Annotated in this window: 17 protein-coding genes; 11 read left to right on the top strand and 6 right to left on the bottom strand. The window is 40.0% G+C overall.

The window, feature by feature from the left end:
- Nucleotides 1-7: 7 nt before the first annotated feature.
- From RDV63_RS11500 to lolB, 3 genes are all read right to left on the bottom strand, one after another.
- The gene (locus RDV63_RS11500) at nt 8-943 is read right to left on the bottom strand and encodes a ribose-phosphate pyrophosphokinase (RefSeq protein WP_409934833.1); all 936 of its coding nucleotides are present in this window, start codon (nt 941-943) and stop codon (nt 8-10) included.
- An 82-nt stretch (nt 944-1,025) separates the two neighbouring features.
- On the bottom strand, nt 1,026-1,880 hold the full coding sequence (ispE, locus tag RDV63_RS11495; RefSeq protein ID WP_313909639.1) for a 4-(cytidine 5'-diphospho)-2-C-methyl-D-erythritol kinase: 855 nt from the start codon (nt 1,878-1,880) through the stop codon (nt 1,026-1,028).
- Nucleotides 1,877-2,485 (bottom strand): lipoprotein insertase outer membrane protein LolB, encoded by a 609-nt coding sequence (lolB, locus tag RDV63_RS11490; RefSeq protein ID WP_313909638.1) that lies wholly within the window; start codon nt 2,483-2,485, stop codon nt 1,877-1,879. Before lolB ends, ispE begins: the two co-directional genes overlap by 4 nt.
- Nucleotides 2,486-2,553: 68 nt before the next feature.
- On the opposite strand from lolB, the gene hemA reads away from it, so the two are divergent.
- The 5 genes from hemA to kdsA all read left to right on the top strand — a co-directional run bounded on the left by hemA (nt 2,554) and on the right by kdsA (nt 7,161).
- Nucleotides 2,554-3,813, top strand: a complete 1,260-nt coding sequence (gene hemA / locus RDV63_RS11485) for a glutamyl-tRNA reductase (RefSeq protein WP_313909637.1) — start codon at nt 2,554-2,556, stop codon at nt 3,811-3,813.
- A 15-nt stretch (nt 3,814-3,828) separates the two neighbouring features.
- Nucleotides 3,829-4,920 (top strand): peptide chain release factor 1, encoded by a 1,092-nt coding sequence (prfA, locus tag RDV63_RS11480; protein WP_313909636.1) that lies wholly within the window; start codon nt 3,829-3,831, stop codon nt 4,918-4,920.
- A 35-nt stretch (nt 4,921-4,955) separates the two neighbouring features.
- On the top strand, nt 4,956-5,801 hold the full coding sequence (gene prmC / locus RDV63_RS11475; protein WP_313909635.1) for a peptide chain release factor N(5)-glutamine methyltransferase: 846 nt from the start codon (nt 4,956-4,958) through the stop codon (nt 5,799-5,801).
- Between the two features lie 52 nt (nt 5,802-5,853).
- Nucleotides 5,854-6,237 (top strand): SirB2 family protein, encoded by a 384-nt coding sequence (locus RDV63_RS11470; RefSeq protein ID WP_313909634.1) that lies wholly within the window; start codon nt 5,854-5,856, stop codon nt 6,235-6,237.
- Between the two features lie 63 nt (nt 6,238-6,300).
- Nucleotides 6,301-7,161, top strand: a complete 861-nt coding sequence (kdsA, locus tag RDV63_RS11465) for a 3-deoxy-8-phosphooctulonate synthase (RefSeq protein WP_313909633.1) — start codon at nt 6,301-6,303, stop codon at nt 7,159-7,161.
- Nucleotides 7,162-7,213: 52 nt separating this feature from the next.
- On the opposite strand, the gene RDV63_RS11460 is transcribed toward kdsA, so the two are convergent.
- Together RDV63_RS11460 and RDV63_RS11455 are read right to left on the bottom strand one after the other, a co-directional pair.
- Complete coding sequence (locus RDV63_RS11460; RefSeq protein ID WP_313909632.1) at nt 7,214-7,426, bottom strand: RNA-binding S4 domain-containing protein; 213 nt, start codon at nt 7,424-7,426, stop codon at nt 7,214-7,216.
- 18 nt (nt 7,427-7,444) lie between these two features.
- On the bottom strand, nt 7,445-8,143 hold the full coding sequence (locus RDV63_RS11455; protein ID WP_313909631.1) for a tRNA-uridine aminocarboxypropyltransferase: 699 nt from the start codon (nt 8,141-8,143) through the stop codon (nt 7,445-7,447).
- Between the two features lie 191 nt (nt 8,144-8,334).
- Between RDV63_RS11455 and RDV63_RS11450 the strand changes: the two genes are divergently transcribed.
- The 5 genes from RDV63_RS11450 to RDV63_RS11430 all read left to right on the top strand — a co-directional run bounded on the left by RDV63_RS11450 (nt 8,335) and on the right by RDV63_RS11430 (nt 12,781).
- Nucleotides 8,335-9,240, top strand: a complete 906-nt coding sequence (locus RDV63_RS11450) for a pseudouridine synthase (RefSeq protein ID WP_313909630.1) — start codon at nt 8,335-8,337, stop codon at nt 9,238-9,240.
- 158 nt (nt 9,241-9,398) lie between these two features.
- Nucleotides 9,399-10,052: a hypothetical protein gene (locus RDV63_RS11445; protein WP_313909629.1), complete on the top strand. Its 654-nt coding sequence runs from the start codon at nt 9,399-9,401 to the stop codon at nt 10,050-10,052.
- Complete coding sequence (locus RDV63_RS11440) at nt 9,992-11,050, top strand: serine hydrolase domain-containing protein (RefSeq protein WP_313909628.1); 1,059 nt, start codon at nt 9,992-9,994, stop codon at nt 11,048-11,050. The genes RDV63_RS11445 and RDV63_RS11440 overlap by 61 nt, the downstream gene beginning before the upstream one ends.
- Nucleotides 11,047-12,075: a sensor histidine kinase gene (locus RDV63_RS11435; protein WP_313909627.1), complete on the top strand. Its 1,029-nt coding sequence runs from the start codon at nt 11,047-11,049 to the stop codon at nt 12,073-12,075. The genes RDV63_RS11440 and RDV63_RS11435 overlap by 4 nt, the downstream gene beginning before the upstream one ends.
- A 1-nt stretch (nt 12,076) precedes the next feature.
- Nucleotides 12,077-12,781 (top strand): LytTR family DNA-binding domain-containing protein, encoded by a 705-nt coding sequence (locus RDV63_RS11430; protein WP_313909626.1) that lies wholly within the window; start codon nt 12,077-12,079, stop codon nt 12,779-12,781.
- A gap of 48 nt (nt 12,782-12,829) precedes the next feature.
- Here the strand turns inward: RDV63_RS11430 and RDV63_RS11425 are convergent, their stop codons facing one another.
- Nucleotides 12,830-13,279: a YaiI/YqxD family protein gene (locus tag RDV63_RS11425; RefSeq protein WP_313909625.1), complete on the bottom strand. Its 450-nt coding sequence runs from the start codon at nt 13,277-13,279 to the stop codon at nt 12,830-12,832.
- A 156-nt stretch (nt 13,280-13,435) separates the two neighbouring features.
- Between RDV63_RS11425 and RDV63_RS11420 the strand changes: the two genes are divergently transcribed.
- Nucleotides 13,436-14,377 (top strand): YeiH family protein, encoded by a 942-nt coding sequence (locus RDV63_RS11420; protein ID WP_313909624.1) that lies wholly within the window; start codon nt 13,436-13,438, stop codon nt 14,375-14,377.
- Nucleotides 14,378-14,479: the final 102 nt, after the last annotated feature.

Below are 14,479 nucleotides of genomic sequence, written 5' to 3'. Positions count from 1 at the left end.
TTTGAATTTAATCAAACATTGAAGAAATAGACTCTTCATTGCTAATGCGGCGTATACACTCAGCTAGCATTTCACTTAAAGTAAGCTGACGCACTTTAGCTATGGCTTTCATTTCAGCTGTTAGTGGTATGGTATCAGTAACAATTAGCTCATCTATTACCGACTCTTTAATGTTTTTAGCAGCATTGCCAGAAAAGACCGGATGGGTTGCATAGGCAAATACCCGTTTAGCTCCGTGTTCTTTTAAGGCTTCAGCGGCTTTACATAAAGTGCCACCGGTATCTATCATATCGTCAACAATAATACAGTCGCGATCTTTAACATCACCAATAATATGCATTACTTGGGCAATGTTAGCTTTTGGCCGGCGTTTATCAATAATGGCCAAGTCGGCATCATTTAATAACTTAGCAATAGCACGTGCGCGTACAACACCACCAATATCAGGCGATACAACAACAGGTGCAGTAAAGCTCTTTTTGCGCATATCTTCTAATAAGACAGGGCTGGCAAAAACGTTATCCACTGGTACATCAAAGAAACCTTGGATTTGTTCAGCGTGTAAGTCAACGGTTAATACCCGGTCAACACCAACACTAGATAAGAAGTCTGCGACCACTTTAGCAGTGATAGGTACGCGAGCAGAGCGCACGCGACGATCTTGACGAGCATAGCCAAAGTAAGGCATAACCGCAGTAATACGACCAGCAGATGCACGGCGCAAGGCGTCAACCATGACGACGAGTTCCATTAGGTTATCGTTAGTGGGGGCGCAAGTAGACTGGATGATAAATACATCAGCACCACGTACATTTTCGTTTATTTGAACACTAACTTCGCCATCACTGAAACGGCCAACTTCGGCATCTCCAAGTTTAATGTACAGGCGGCTGGCGATTTTGCTTGCGAGTTCTGGTATAGCATTACCAGCGAAAACCTTCATGTCGGGCACGGTGGGGATCCTCAGGGCAGTTGTGAGTCCGGTTTATCATAAAAACAGTAACAATTAGTTACTGTCAGCTTGCTTATTCGGTATCTGCCAACGCAGCCATTAATGGTGACTGGTTGACCCCTAGCGCAATAAAGCCACGCCAATCAGCGGGTAATTGTGCCAAGGCATACTGAGCACTGGTCTGGTCAGGGAATTCGGCGAACACACTGGCGCCAGTACCCGTCATCCGAGATGGGGCGTATTCTACCAACCACTGCACTGTTTTTGCAACAATTGGCTGCAGCTTCTCGACTAATGGTTGGCAATCGTTACGCCAAGGTGAGTGCATTAAGGTGCTTAAAGTGAGTATGGGGCTATCTCGAACTAAGTCAGGATGATTAAAAATATCAGCAGTACTAACATGGCAATCAGGTGTAACAATTAAGTATATTTTACTTGGTAAATCAATCGGTTTTAGCTTTTCACCCACACCTTCGGCAAAAGCTGTTCGGCCTTGTATAAACACCGGGACATCAGCGCCTAATTGTAAACCTAACTGGGTCAGTTCAGCTGCAGTTAAATTTAGTTGCCATAGTTTATTTAAAGCCAATAGCGTGGTGGCTGCGTCGGAAGACCCACCGCCAAGGCCGCCCCCCATAGGTAAACGTTTATCTAAGTAAATACTACAGCCACGGCTAATGCCGCGATTAGCTGCAATTTGTTGTATTAATTTAGCTGCGCGTAGCACTAGATTATTATCATTAATTAATGATTTATCATTACAATCAAGCAATAAATGCTGATCATCCCTTAGCGTAAAGGTTAGTTCATCACCGATATCTAGTAGCTGAAATAAGGTTTGCAGATTATGATAACCATCAGGACGTCGGCCAGTGATATGTAAAAATAAATTAAGTTTAGCTACCGCAGGCAGCTTAATGCTAGTCATTGCCAACTCCGAATTACCAGTTTTATTCTGGTGTCATCACTGCTAAGTAGTAAACGTTTGGGTAATGCTAATGAATCAGTAAAGAAACTTTGGTATTCAAGCTGCCAAATAATACCAGTACTATCGATTAAATTAAAATGAGTAACACGGCCTAGTTCATCATAACGGATAGATTGGCTATTTTTGCCAGGTAAGCCTCGAAGCCATAAAGGCATATCAGCTAAAGGCATTGACCAGCCAGAGAGCTGCCATAATAAACTACTGGTATCAACCCCGTAATAGGCTTCGCCTTTAAGCTGAATTTGACTGCCATTTTCGCTTTGTTCTAGTTCAAATAAACTAATACCAAGAAAATTACTTAAACGAGCGGTATAATGCTTAGGTTGTAACTGTTGCCAGTGCAAATTACCGCTAATAGAGTCTTGTGGGGTTTTAATACTTACACTAGCTTGTATGCTAAACTGCTGCATTGCTTGCAGTTGTTGTTGGCGAGCGCTAGCAGCTAGAGGTTGTTCTGGTAGCACTTTGTTATTAAAGATGCTGCATCCTGTTAACCACAGGCCTAAAGCAACAACAAAAAACATGCGAATACAGCGATTAGCCATACTAAAATCCTTCACTGTGCTTTTCTTAGTTAGGGCTTTTTCGTACAATTCGCCTCCTAATAATTTTGATGATACAGGTGATAGCCATTTTCGCTCTAGGCATTAATCATAAAACGGCACCAGTGGCGCTGCGTGAGAAAGTTGCGTTTGCACCGGAGCAAGTGCCAGAAGCCTTACGCGAGCTTACAACCTTAACTAACATTTCGGATGCTGTTGTTTTGTCTACCTGCAACCGAACTGAGTTGTATTTTAACGGTTCAACAACGCAAGCGGAACAAGTAATTGCTTGGTTAGCAAAGTTTCATCAACTTGATGCCGCTGATTTACAGCCTCATCTCTATTTACACCAAGACAATGCCGCAGCAATCCACTTAATGCAAGTTGCTTCCGGGCTTGATTCACTCGTTTTAGGCGAGCCGCAAATATTTGGTCAAGTTAAACAAGCTTATAGCCAAGCGCGTAATGCTGGCACTATTAATCCTCAGTTTGAACGTTTATTTCAAAAGACTTTTGCCGTAGCTAAGCAAGTTAGAACAGAAACTGATATTGGCGCTAATGCTGTCTCGGTAGCTTTTGCCGCTGTTAGCTTGGCAAGACAGATATTTGGCAGCCTAAGCAAAGTTAGAGTGTTGTTAATAGGTGCGGGTGAAACTATAGAATTAGTAGCTAAACATTTACAGGAGCACGGCGCAGAACAACTGACAGTAGCTAATCGGACTTATGAAAGAGCGGTTAACCTAGCACAACAATTTTCTGCCCATGCTATTACCTTAGCCCAAGTTCCACCATATTTAGAAAAAGCAGACATTGTTATTAGCTCAACAGCCAGTACTTTACCGATAGTAGGAAAAGGCATGGTAGAGCAAGCATTAAAAGCTAGGCGACATAAACCAATGTTTTTAGTCGATTTGGCTGTACCGCGCGATATAGAATCTCAAGTAGCAGATTTAGAAGATGCATACTTATACACTGTTGATGATTTGCAATCTATAGTGGCGCAAAACCTAAATAATAGACAACAAGCAGCTGAGCAAGCAAAGCAAATAATTAATATTGGGGCAAATGAATTTGCGCAATGGCTTGCTTTGCAAGGTAATGTTGATTGGGTGCGAGACTATCGTCAGGGGTGTGAGCAAATAAGAGCAGACTTATTAGCCAAAGCAATGAATCAATTGGCCACAGGTCAAGATGCAGAAAAGGTTTTGGCTGAATTATCCCATAAACTTAGTAATCGGCTGATGCACAGCCCGACTAAAGCTATCCGGCAGTTATTGCAGGATCAAGCGCTGAGTCAACAATCATTGATCAACACTTTGTTAGATCTGTAATAGGTAATTAACAGCATGAATGAATCGGTATATCGCAAGCTCGAAGGATTGGTAGAGCGCTATGAAGAAGTGCAAGCACTATTAAGTGATGCCTCTGTGATTAATGATCAAAACCGTTATCGCGAACTTTCTAAAGAATATAGCCAATTAGAAGACATCGTTAAGGCATTTACTGAGTATCAGCAGGCTAAACAAGATTTAGTATCTGCTGAAGAAATGCAAAAAGATGACGACCCTGATATGCGAGAAATGGCACAAGAAGAATATAAAGAAGCCAAGCAACGGATAGAGCAATTAGAAAGTGATTTACAAATACTTTTGTTGCCAAAAGATCCTAATGATAGCAGCAACTGCTTTATTGAAATTCGTGCCGGTGCTGGCGGCGATGAAGCGGCTATTTTTGCTGGTGATATATTTAGAATGTACAGCCGCTTTGCCGAAAAGCAACGTTGGCAATTAGAAGTAATTAGTGCTAATGAAGGTGAGCATGGTGGTTATAAAGAAATAATTGCCAGCTTACAAGGCGAGGGGGCTTATGGTTCATTGAAGTTTGAATCAGGTGGCCATAGAGTACAGCGTGTACCAGATACAGAATCGCAAGGCCGAGTGCACACTTCGGCTTGCACTGTGGCTATAATGCCTGAAATCCCTGAAAGTGAAGCCATTGAAATTAACCCAGCAGATTTAAAAGTTGATACTTATCGAGCCTCTGGCGCAGGTGGCCAGCACGTTAACCGAACCGATTCGGCCATCCGTATTACCCATTTACCTACCGGCATTGTAGTGGAGTGTCAGGATGAGCGGTCGCAACATAAAAATCGTGCCCGTGCTATGAGTGTGTTGCAATCACGCATTCAAGCTGCAGAAGACGAAAAACGTCGTTTAGCTGAAGAGTCAACACGCCGTTCTTTAGTAGGAAGTGGTGATAGGTCAGAGCGTATTCGTACTTATAACTTTCCGCAAGGCCGTTTAACCGACCATAGAATTAACTTAACTATTTATCGTTTAGCTGATGTGATGGAAGGTGACTTAAATCAAGTATTAGAGCCGTTAAAGCAAGAGCATCAAGCCGACTTACTTGCCGCCCTAGCGGACGAAAATCGGTAAATGAAAGCATTTTTAGTTGTACTGTTGCTCTTAAGATGAGCATAAGTTTACGCCAGTGGCAGCAACAGGCTAGGTTAGCTTTAGCTAAGGTTAGCACAACGCCAGATATTGAAGCTAGGTTATGCCTGTGCCATGTTCTGGGCGTTAAACCAAGCTATTTATATACTGAAGCTGAGCAACAGCTAACAGCTGAACAATTGCAGCAATTAATGCTACTGCAACAGCAGCGCCTAAGCGGACAACCGCTTGCTTACTTATTTGGTTATTGGCATTTTTACGATTTACAGCTAGAAGTTGCCCCTTGTACTTTGATCCCAAGAGCCGATACGGAATCTTTGGTAGAGCAAGCATTAAGTTTAACCTTACCACCAGCTGCTCAGGTGTTAGATCTGGGCACAGGCACTGGTGCTATTGCTTTAGCTTTAGCTAAAAACAAACCTAGCTGGTATGTTACAGCTGTCGATTATATTGCAGAGGCAGTCGCTTTAGCCCAACGTAATCTGCAAAGTTTACAACTGAGCAATTGCCAAATATTACACAGTAATTGGTTTAGTGCTTTAACTGGCAAACAATTTGATTTAATTGTTAGTAATCCGCCTTATATCGACAGTACAGATGCACATTTAGCCGAGCTAAGCTTTGAACCCATAACCGCTTTAACTGCCGCTGAGCAGGGGTTGGCAGATATTCGCTATATAATTGAACAGGCACCACAGTTTTTAACACCTAATGGTTGGTTATGGTTGGAACATGGTTATAATCAAGCCGAAGCAGTTAGAAACTTACTGCAAAAACAAGGTTTTACTAATATTGAGTCTAAGCAAGACTATGGCGCTAATTGGCGTATTAGTGGTGGTTGCTGGCTAAAGAAGGCAAGTTAGCTTGGTTGGTATAAGAATATTTTATTAGTTAAATGGGAAGGATTAGCTACTTATGTACATGGCGTTTAAACATATTCATTTATTATTAGTATTTGTCAGTGTGAGTTTTTTATTGGTTCGTTTTGCAATGCGGTTGCAGTCAGCCTCATTATTACAACGAAAGTTCTTTAAAATTGCGCCACATGTTATAGATACCTTTTTATTATTAAGTGCAGTTGGCTTAATGGTTATTTTACAGCAGTATCCTTTTGTTTCTCCTTGGTTAACCGAGAAAGTGTTTGCGGTAATTGCCTATATTCTGTTAGGTGTGATGGCTTTTAAAGGCCGCACCATAGCCATTCGCTGGTTTTGTTTTATCGGTGCCTTAGGTTGGTTAGCTTTAGCTATTAGAGTTGCTATTACAAAACAACCTGTGTTCATTCAGATGTTTTATTAAGAATACAGAAGCTATTTAACTATTTTGGCCAAAGCCAATAAGTAAATATAAAACAGGAAAGTAATGATGCAGCAAATTATTAAAGTTGGTAAGTTAAGTCATAGTATTGAAGTTGCTAACGATAAACCTTTTGTTTTATTTGGCGGTATTAATGTCTTAGAATCACGCGATCTGGCCATGCGTGTGGCAGAGCATTATATTGAAGTCACCCAAAAGCTGGGCATTCCTTATATCTTTAAAGCGTCTTTTGATAAAGCTAACCGTTCCTCGGTACATTCTTATCGCGGGCCTGGTTTAGATGAAGGCTTAAAGATTTTTGAAGAAATTAAGCAAACTTTTAATGTACCTATTATTACCGATGTGCACGAGCCTTATCAAGCTGCACCTGTTGCCGAAGTGGTAGATGTTATCCAATTACCTGCTTTCTTAGCTAGGCAAACCGATTTAGTCGTGGCTATGGCTAAAACCGGTGCAGTTATTAATGTTAAAAAACCGCAGTTTTTAGCGCCACATGAAATGCGTCATATAATCACCAAATTTAAAGAAGCCGGTAACGAGCAGGTTATGTTATGCGAGCGTGGTTCAAGCTTTGGTTATAACAACCTAGTTGTTGATATGCTGGGCATGGATGAAATGAAGCAATATGGCCCTGTCATTTTTGATGCAACCCATGCCTTGCAAAAACCTGGAGGCCGGGAAAGCTCAGCTGATGGCCGTCGTGCTCAAGCTGCACAGTTAGCACGATCGGGCATGGCATTAGGTTTAGCTGGGCTATTTATTGAAGCTCACCCTGATCCAAACCAAGCTAAGTGTGATGGTCCTTGTGCTTTGCCTTTAGCTAAATTAGAAGCCTATTTACAGCAGATGAAAGCAGTAGATGATTTAGTGAAAAGCTTTGCACCACTAGATACCGCAGCTAATTAAGCTAGATTATGGCTGGCGCTTATAACGCTATTAGTGACCAGCCATAATTATTCTACATTACATTTATTTGTAACTCTTGCTGTGCAAACTCAATTAAGTCACCAGCATTAATCTGACGGCGTTTACGCGTTTCTACTTCACCATTTACTTTAACTAAACCGGCGTCAATTGCGGCTTTAGCTTCGCCTCCACTACTTAACAGCCCTTCAAATTTTAATATTTTATACAACTCAACATTGGCTTTATTTAGTATAACTTCACGCATGTTTATCAGTTTCCTGGGTTATTTAATAGGTGCATTAAAGCTAAGGTGGGGCTTACCCACAATATAAGCTTGGCGAAATACGTCAAAGTAACGAGTTAAAGCCTCAGCTGCAGTATGATCTTTGGCCAACTTAAGTACTTCGATTGCCACTTCTGCAGTGCAGAGCTGATGCAAATGTGCAGCCTCACGTAATTGATAGCCCGAGCCTTGCTCTGGCTGAATGCCTAGCACAGCAAGTTTGGCTAAATAAGGACTTTTAAACATTTTCTTGGCTTCGCGCCAAGTGCCATCAAGCATAATAAAAAGTGGAATCTTGCCCGCTTGAACACTGGCTAATTCAAGTGGAGAATTAATACAGCGCTCAGCTTCGGCATATTGCTGTGGAAAAACTACTATAGGTGCATACAGCGGGTTTTGTAACAAGGCTAACATATTAGGATTGGGCTGAGTACGATCCCAAACATAGGCATAATTATTAGCAATAACGTCAGCAATAATACGGCCAGTATTACTAGGCTTGTAGCACTCACCGGTATACATAATAAAGCAAAATGCACAGTGGCTATCTACACTTGGTTTGCTGGCACAAATACAATTAGCCATTGGTAATAAGCATTGTTCACAGCGTTTGACTTTACTGCCCCTAGCATTAAATACTCGGGTAGATGACATTAGTTGTTGATTACGTAAGCTAAGTACAGAATTAGTATGTGACATTGAGGTTCTGAAGAATTTTAGCCATGGATTTTGACACCTAAAAAGGGAAGTACCGACAGTAAGCCTTATATATTAGCGCTGACAGGATGCTAAAAGCAATGAAGCTGCTATTAAATCCAATTAAGCTGCTGCTAAATTATGCTAGGCTAACTAGATAATAGAATATTTATAATTACTAATAAGGTGCTTAGGTGTCTATTGCTGGTCAAGCTTCTGAAGTAACACTCCCTGCTGTGGCTCATTTTGCTACGGTATTTGATTTTTTATGTGCAAAATTTCCATTTATTACCGCGCAAGTTTGGCAACAGCGAATTGCTGATGGCAAGGTGCACTGGCATGATGGTGAGCCTATTACAGAACAAACAGGCTATATGCCGAGTAAACGACTTTGCTATTATCGCGAAGTAGAAGCTGAACCTGTAGTGCCTTTTGCTCACAGCATTTTATATCAAGATCAGCATTTGCTGGTTGCTGACAAACCACACTTTTTACCGGTTACGCCAGGAGGACAGTATGTGAATGAATGCCTGCTGGCACGGCTTAAAAAACAAACGGGTATTACCGACTTGGTTCCTTTACATCGCCTAGATCGAGACACGGCGGGCTTAGTATTATTTTCAATTAACCCAGCAAGTCGAGCAGATTATTGCCAGCTATTTAGTTTACAAAAAATAACCAAGCATTATCAGGCTGTAGCTAAACTAACAGCAAGCATCGAACAGCAGCTGTTAAGCCAAGCCTTGCCCTTACAATGGCAAATAAAAAACCGAATTGAAAAAGCCACACCTAAGTTTATTAATCATATCGTTAAAGGCGAGGCCAATAGCGAGTCTGAAATTCAGTTAACTACAAAGTGTGACAATAAAGGCCTATTTTTGTTAACACCGGTTACAGGCAAAACCCATCAATTGCGGTTACATATGCTAAGCCTAGGTATGCCGATATTAAATGATATTTATTATCCAGAGTTACAGCCTAAGGGGCCGCCACAATTTGATGCGCCCTTACAGCTATTAGCTAAAAAACTACAGTTTATTGATCCAATAACAGGCCAGAAGCAAAGCTTTAGCTCAAGCTTTCAGCTATCGGCATGGTAATTTATGAAATTAGACGATGGTTGGCTTACTATAATACTGCATTACCATTTAACGATTAAAAAGACCGTTAAAATTACTATATTACCTTTGGTCATATTCTTAACAATATGTTGTTCGGTTGATTTAAGCTAAGGATGAAATTACTTGAGGATGAACATATGAAACGATTAATAATTCTACTCATTTCTAGCTTGTTTAGTGTAACTGCTATTGCACAAGATGTAACAGGATATTGGCGGGGTATACTTAAATTTTCACCACAGTTTAATATAGTTTTAGGACTAGAGGTATCTACAACTCCCGAAGGCAAACGTTTAGTAATAAGTAGCCCTAATCAAGGTATGACAGGATTAGAGCCAACAACTTTTTCAATTGATAATAACAAACTAACCTTTAAGGATAATAAGTTAAACGCAAGCTTTACTGGTACTTTTACAGGTGAAACACTTAGTGGTGTTTTTACTCAAGGTGGTGATGTTCCTGTTATTTTTAAACGTTTAACTCCAGAGGATGTAGCGCGTTTAGCTAACGAGCGACAATGGTTTGGTGATTTGCAGATCAGTAAATTCTCTAGCTTGCCATTGGTATTAAATATTGCTGTGATTGCTGAGGGATATCATGTCACTTTAGATAGTCCTAAGCAGGAAAGCTATGCTATTCCAATTTCAACATTTAATTTATCAGCTGATAAATTAAGTTTTAAATCGGCAGTTTTAAATGCCAGTTATGAGGCAACTTGGCAACAAGATGCTTGGCAAGGAACCTTTGTTCAAGGAATGGCTATGCCGCTAACGCTAAAAAAAAAGCACTAGCAGCAAGTAAAATACTACCATCGATTAGCACATTATCATCTTGGCTAACGAATGAATTTAATCAGCATGCCGTTGCTATAGCATTCATAGCTGGTCAAGATGTTAAATATCACTTTCATGGTTTAGCCGATTTGGCAACAGCAACAGCTTTAAATAACGATACCAAATTTGAAATAGGCTCTATATCTAAACCATTAACTGCTTTAGCTACTTTAGCTGTAGCTAAAGAAAATGGCTGGCAGTTAGAGCAGCCACTGTCTAGTTTGTTTAGTCTGCCGCAATTTTCTAAACACCAATATACACTTGCAGAACTGATCTCTCATCGCAGTGGTTTACCTCGCTTACCGACGAATATATCTGTTGATGATATGACAGATCCGTATGCTAATTACAACTTAACTAATTTACTTGAAGCTGCCGCTAGGACAGAGTTTTCAGACCGCACTTTTCATTATTCTAATTATGGCTATGGCATACTAGGAAGTTTGCTTACACATGATTTAAAGCAAAGTTACAGCGATATAATGCATCAGCGTGTATTTAAAGCCTTAGATATGACAACTGCTGTCGTACAAACGGTTGGGGTGAATATTGATAAATTAGCTACAGGCTACGCTATTAACGGCGAGCCAGTTCCACATTGGCACTTTGATAGTATGGCAGGTGCAGGAAGTATCGTTGCTTCAATAGATGATATGGTTGCTATGTTACAAACAGTGTTTAAGCAAAAAGATCAAAATAGCATAATTGAACGTTGGCTTACTCCGTTAACGCTGGCTGATAAGCCCGCAATGACAGTGGGTTGGATGTTAAATAATGATCTGCTTTGGCACAATGGACAAACAAGCGGCTTTGCAAGTTTTATTGCGTTTAATCCCAAGCAACAAGTCGGTATTGTAGTGTTAAGCAATATTGCTATACCGGTTAATGAACTTGGACTCCTCTTACTAAAGGAATGGACTACACAAGCCCAGCAACAAAAGGGTGAGACAGAATGACAAAGACTTACTGTTGGCTTCAATGGCTTGGCTGGAGCTTGCTATATGCAACTTTTGTTTTGCTGATAATTAACCGGCCCATAGTGGTAGAAACTGAGTTTTTATATGCTGCAATATTAATAGGTGTTTTAGGCTATAGCTCACATTTGTTACGCAGTTATTATCGCGCAAAAGTACCAAATGCTACTGCTATTGCTCAAGTTAGGGTTTTGATTATAGGTAGTGTTTTAGGGGCGTTTTTAGCTGTTTCTTTAATGATACTCAGCTATTTTATGCTTTCAGTTACCGAGTTTAGTTTTCCAATACCGCTTGAGCAGCGCTGGTATGTGATTAAATCATTATTTTTTGGCAATTACTTTAATATGCTGGGGGCACTATTATTTTGGTCAGCACTTTACTTTGCCATAACTAAGGTACGACAGCTTCATTCAACAACAGAGTTACTGCATGCGACTCAACTAGATGCTTTGATCAATCAGCTTAACCCGCACTTTTTATTCAATGCGATTAATAATATACGGGCATTAATTTTAGAGGATCCTGAACGTTCACGCACTATGCTGGCTTCGCTATCAGAGATGCTGCGCTATAATCTGAACTCTAAGGACGGTGTTAAGGTTACGCTTGAGCAAGAGTTAGCCATAGTACACAGCTATATTGATTTATGTTCGATTCAATTTGAACAGCGGTTACAATATCAAGAACATATCGCCTGTAATTGTAGGTCTTTACGGGTACCAAAGTTATTGCTGCAACTCTGTGTAGAAAACGCTATTAAACATGGCATAAGCCGTATGACTGAGGGTGGAGAGATTTGTATACAAGCAAAAATTCAAAGCAATATGTTACGTCTAATTGTGCGTAATCATGGCACTTTACAACCATTAAACAGTAATAAAACAGGAGTTGGTTTAACCAATATTAAACAACGTTTGCAGTTATTGTATAACGGTGAAGCTAACCTTAGATTGTATCAGCAAGATAAAAGTGTAATTACAGAAATTTGTTTACCTATGGAGAGGTAGCATGAAAGTTGTGCTTATTGATGACAGCCGGCTTGCTCGAGTTGAGCTAAAAAATCAATTGCAGCTGTGTGAAGGCATTAATATTGTCGGCGAGGCTGAAAATGTCAAGCAAGCTATAAACGTTATAGTTACGAGCCAGCCAGATTTATTATTACTTGATATAGATATGCCAGGTGGTAATGGCTTTAGTTTACTTGAGCAGTTGGATGCTGTTGGTAAATTACCTCATGTTATTTTTGTCACGGCTTTTGATCAGTACGCACTCAAATCATTCGATTATCAACCTAAAGATTATTTGCTAAAGCCAGTGACATTGGAACGTTTAAAATTAGCCTTAGCAAAAGTGCCTGATATTGGTTTACAAGCCAAAATGACTCTGCATAGTCAGGTGTTTTTAAAAGATGGTGAGCGCTGTTACTTCGTTACACTTAGTGATATTTTTGCTTTTGAAGCTCAAGGTAATTACACCAAAGTGCACTTTAAAGGCGGTAGGCCAATGATCTATCGCACTTTAGCTGGTTTAGAACAGAAATTGCCGGCTGAAATATTTTTTCGTGCTAACCGTAGTTGGATTATTAATACCCAGTACATTAGCGCTATTGAACCTACAATAAGTGGTGGTTTTGAAGTTAATCTACAAAAAGACTTACAGGTAGAGATCTCCAGACGTCAAGCAACTGAGTTTAAACAGTTATGGAGCCTGTAAAGTTATAAGCTTAATTATAAAATAGCATTTGCTAATCCGGCTTTTGAGCTAAACACTGTAGCGTTGCAATAATGTATCAAGCTGGTTGGCAAAAGCTTGGCGATCACTTTGATTTAAAGGCGGTGGGCCACCAGTATAAACACCACTGCCGCGCAACGTATCCATAAAATCACGCATAGTAAGCTTTTGTTTAATGGTATCTTGGCTGTATAACTCGCCACGGGGGTTAAGGGCATAGCCGTTTTTGGCTAATACGTCTGCGGCAAGCGGAATATCGGCTGTGATTACTAAGTCACCAGCTTCACAGCGGCGAACAATTTCGTTATCGGCTTCATCAAAACCATGTGATACTTGCAAAGCAGAAATAAAGCGCGAAGGTGGCACTTTAATTAACTGGTTTGCCACTAAAATGGTCTGGATTTTTTTGCGCTCTGCGGCTCTAAAAATAATGTCTTTAATTACAACAGGGCAAGCATCAGCATCTACGTATATTTTCATATGATTAATATAATTGGCTTAATAAATTAGTTAAAACAGTACCGACTATAAATACAGTTTTAGCTAAGCGCTGGCAAAGGGTTATTCTATCAACAAAGCTGATAGAAGCGTATAATAACAGTTATTAAACTTATCAACTTACTATAGTCTTGCTTTATGCCTATATATTCTACAGTTAAAGATGTCCGTTTTTGGCTTTTTACTGTTTTAGCTATGTTGTGCTTATTTCCTATTATTAGCTCGCCGATGGCATTAATAATGGGGTTTTTAGTGGCTACTGCTGGCTTACTCCCACAAGCCATTAATATAGCGGCCATGACTAAAGCTCTGTTATCTATTTCTATTATTGGCTTAGGTTTTGGTATTCATTTACAACAAGCCATCGCCATTAGTAAGCAAAGTTTGCCTTTAGTAGTGGGCTCAATAGTCTTGACCTTAGTGCTTGGCTTTATGCTAACTAAACTGTTAAAGCTTGATCAAAAGACTGGTTATTTAATTGGAGCAGGAACGGCAATATGTGGAGGTAGCGCGATTGCGGCAGTGGCTCCGGCTATTAATGCTAAAGCTGAGCAGATGGCGATTGCACTAGCTTGTGTTTTTACCCTCAATGCTATTGCTTTGTTTTTATTTCCATTCATTGGTCATATTTTAGAGTTATCACAATATAACTTTGGTTTGTGGAGCGCCATTGCAATCCATGATACGTCATCAGTAGTAGGTGCTGCTTCTACTTACGGTGAAGAAGCATTAGAAGTGGCTACTACTACTAAATTGGCAAGAGCATTATGGATAGTACCACTAGCACTATTTTCATCCTTGTTGTTTAGAGGTGAAACTAAGTCGATAGGGATCCCTGCTTTTATTATAGCTTATATAGCTGCTATCTTAATTAGCTACTTTTTACCTCAATTTAGCCAGTATTATGATCTAATATTTGCAGCGTCTAAACGAACCTTAGTTTTATGCTTGTTCTTTGTTGGTGCAGGTATAAGCATAAATAAAATGCGGGCTGCGGGGCTAAAACCAATGATGTTAGCCATAGTTTTGTGGTGTGCTATTGCTATTAGTTCTTTAGCTTATATTGTATTAACTCAATAAAAAATTTTGCTATAACGTTAATTGCAATGACGGCATAGTTATCATCTTAGTAACATTTTGTTTTAGGTTAAGCTTAATTTAGCTTAAAATATTAGATTAACT

Origin of the sequence: Rheinheimera sp. MMS21-TC3, from assembly GCF_032229285.1 — a bacterium.
Taxonomy (GTDB): Bacteria; Pseudomonadota; Gammaproteobacteria; order Enterobacterales; family Alteromonadaceae; genus Alishewanella.
Note: the sequence above shows the minus strand (reverse complement) of the source record. Positions and strands in the feature narration are given on the sequence as shown.

Bases quoted from the DNA above. Each gene is read 5' to 3' on its own strand.
- RDV63_RS11500 (WP_409934833.1), bottom strand. From the start codon at position 943: ATGAAGGTTTTCGCTGGTAATGCTATACCAGAACTCGCAAGCAAAATC.
- ispE (WP_313909639.1), bottom strand. From the start codon at position 1,880: ATGACTAGCATTAAGCTGCCTGCGGTAGCTAAACTTAATTTATTTTTA.
- lolB (WP_313909638.1), bottom strand. From the start codon at position 2,485: ATGGCTAATCGCTGTATTCGCATGTTTTTTGTTGTTGCTTTAGGCCTG.
- hemA (WP_313909637.1), top strand. From the start codon at position 2,554: ATGATACAGGTGATAGCCATTTTCGCTCTAGGCATTAATCATAAAACG.
- prfA (WP_313909636.1), top strand. From the start codon at position 3,829: ATGAATGAATCGGTATATCGCAAGCTCGAAGGATTGGTAGAGCGCTAT.
- prmC (WP_313909635.1), top strand. From the start codon at position 4,956: ATGAGCATAAGTTTACGCCAGTGGCAGCAACAGGCTAGGTTAGCTTTA.
- RDV63_RS11470 (WP_313909634.1), top strand. From the start codon at position 5,854: ATGTACATGGCGTTTAAACATATTCATTTATTATTAGTATTTGTCAGT.
- kdsA (WP_313909633.1), top strand. From the start codon at position 6,301: ATGATGCAGCAAATTATTAAAGTTGGTAAGTTAAGTCATAGTATTGAA.
- RDV63_RS11460 (WP_313909632.1), bottom strand. From the start codon at position 7,426: ATGCGTGAAGTTATACTAAATAAAGCCAATGTTGAGTTGTATAAAATA.
- RDV63_RS11455 (WP_313909631.1), bottom strand. From the start codon at position 8,143: ATGTCACATACTAATTCTGTACTTAGCTTACGTAATCAACAACTAATG.
- RDV63_RS11445 (WP_313909629.1), top strand. From the start codon at position 9,399: ATGAAACGATTAATAATTCTACTCATTTCTAGCTTGTTTAGTGTAACT.
- RDV63_RS11435 (WP_313909627.1), top strand. From the start codon at position 11,047: ATGACAAAGACTTACTGTTGGCTTCAATGGCTTGGCTGGAGCTTGCTA.
- RDV63_RS11430 (WP_313909626.1), top strand. From the start codon at position 12,077: ATGAAAGTTGTGCTTATTGATGACAGCCGGCTTGCTCGAGTTGAGCTA.
- RDV63_RS11425 (WP_313909625.1), bottom strand. From the start codon at position 13,279: ATGAAAATATACGTAGATGCTGATGCTTGCCCTGTTGTAATTAAAGAC.
- RDV63_RS11420 (WP_313909624.1), top strand. From the start codon at position 13,436: ATGCCTATATATTCTACAGTTAAAGATGTCCGTTTTTGGCTTTTTACT.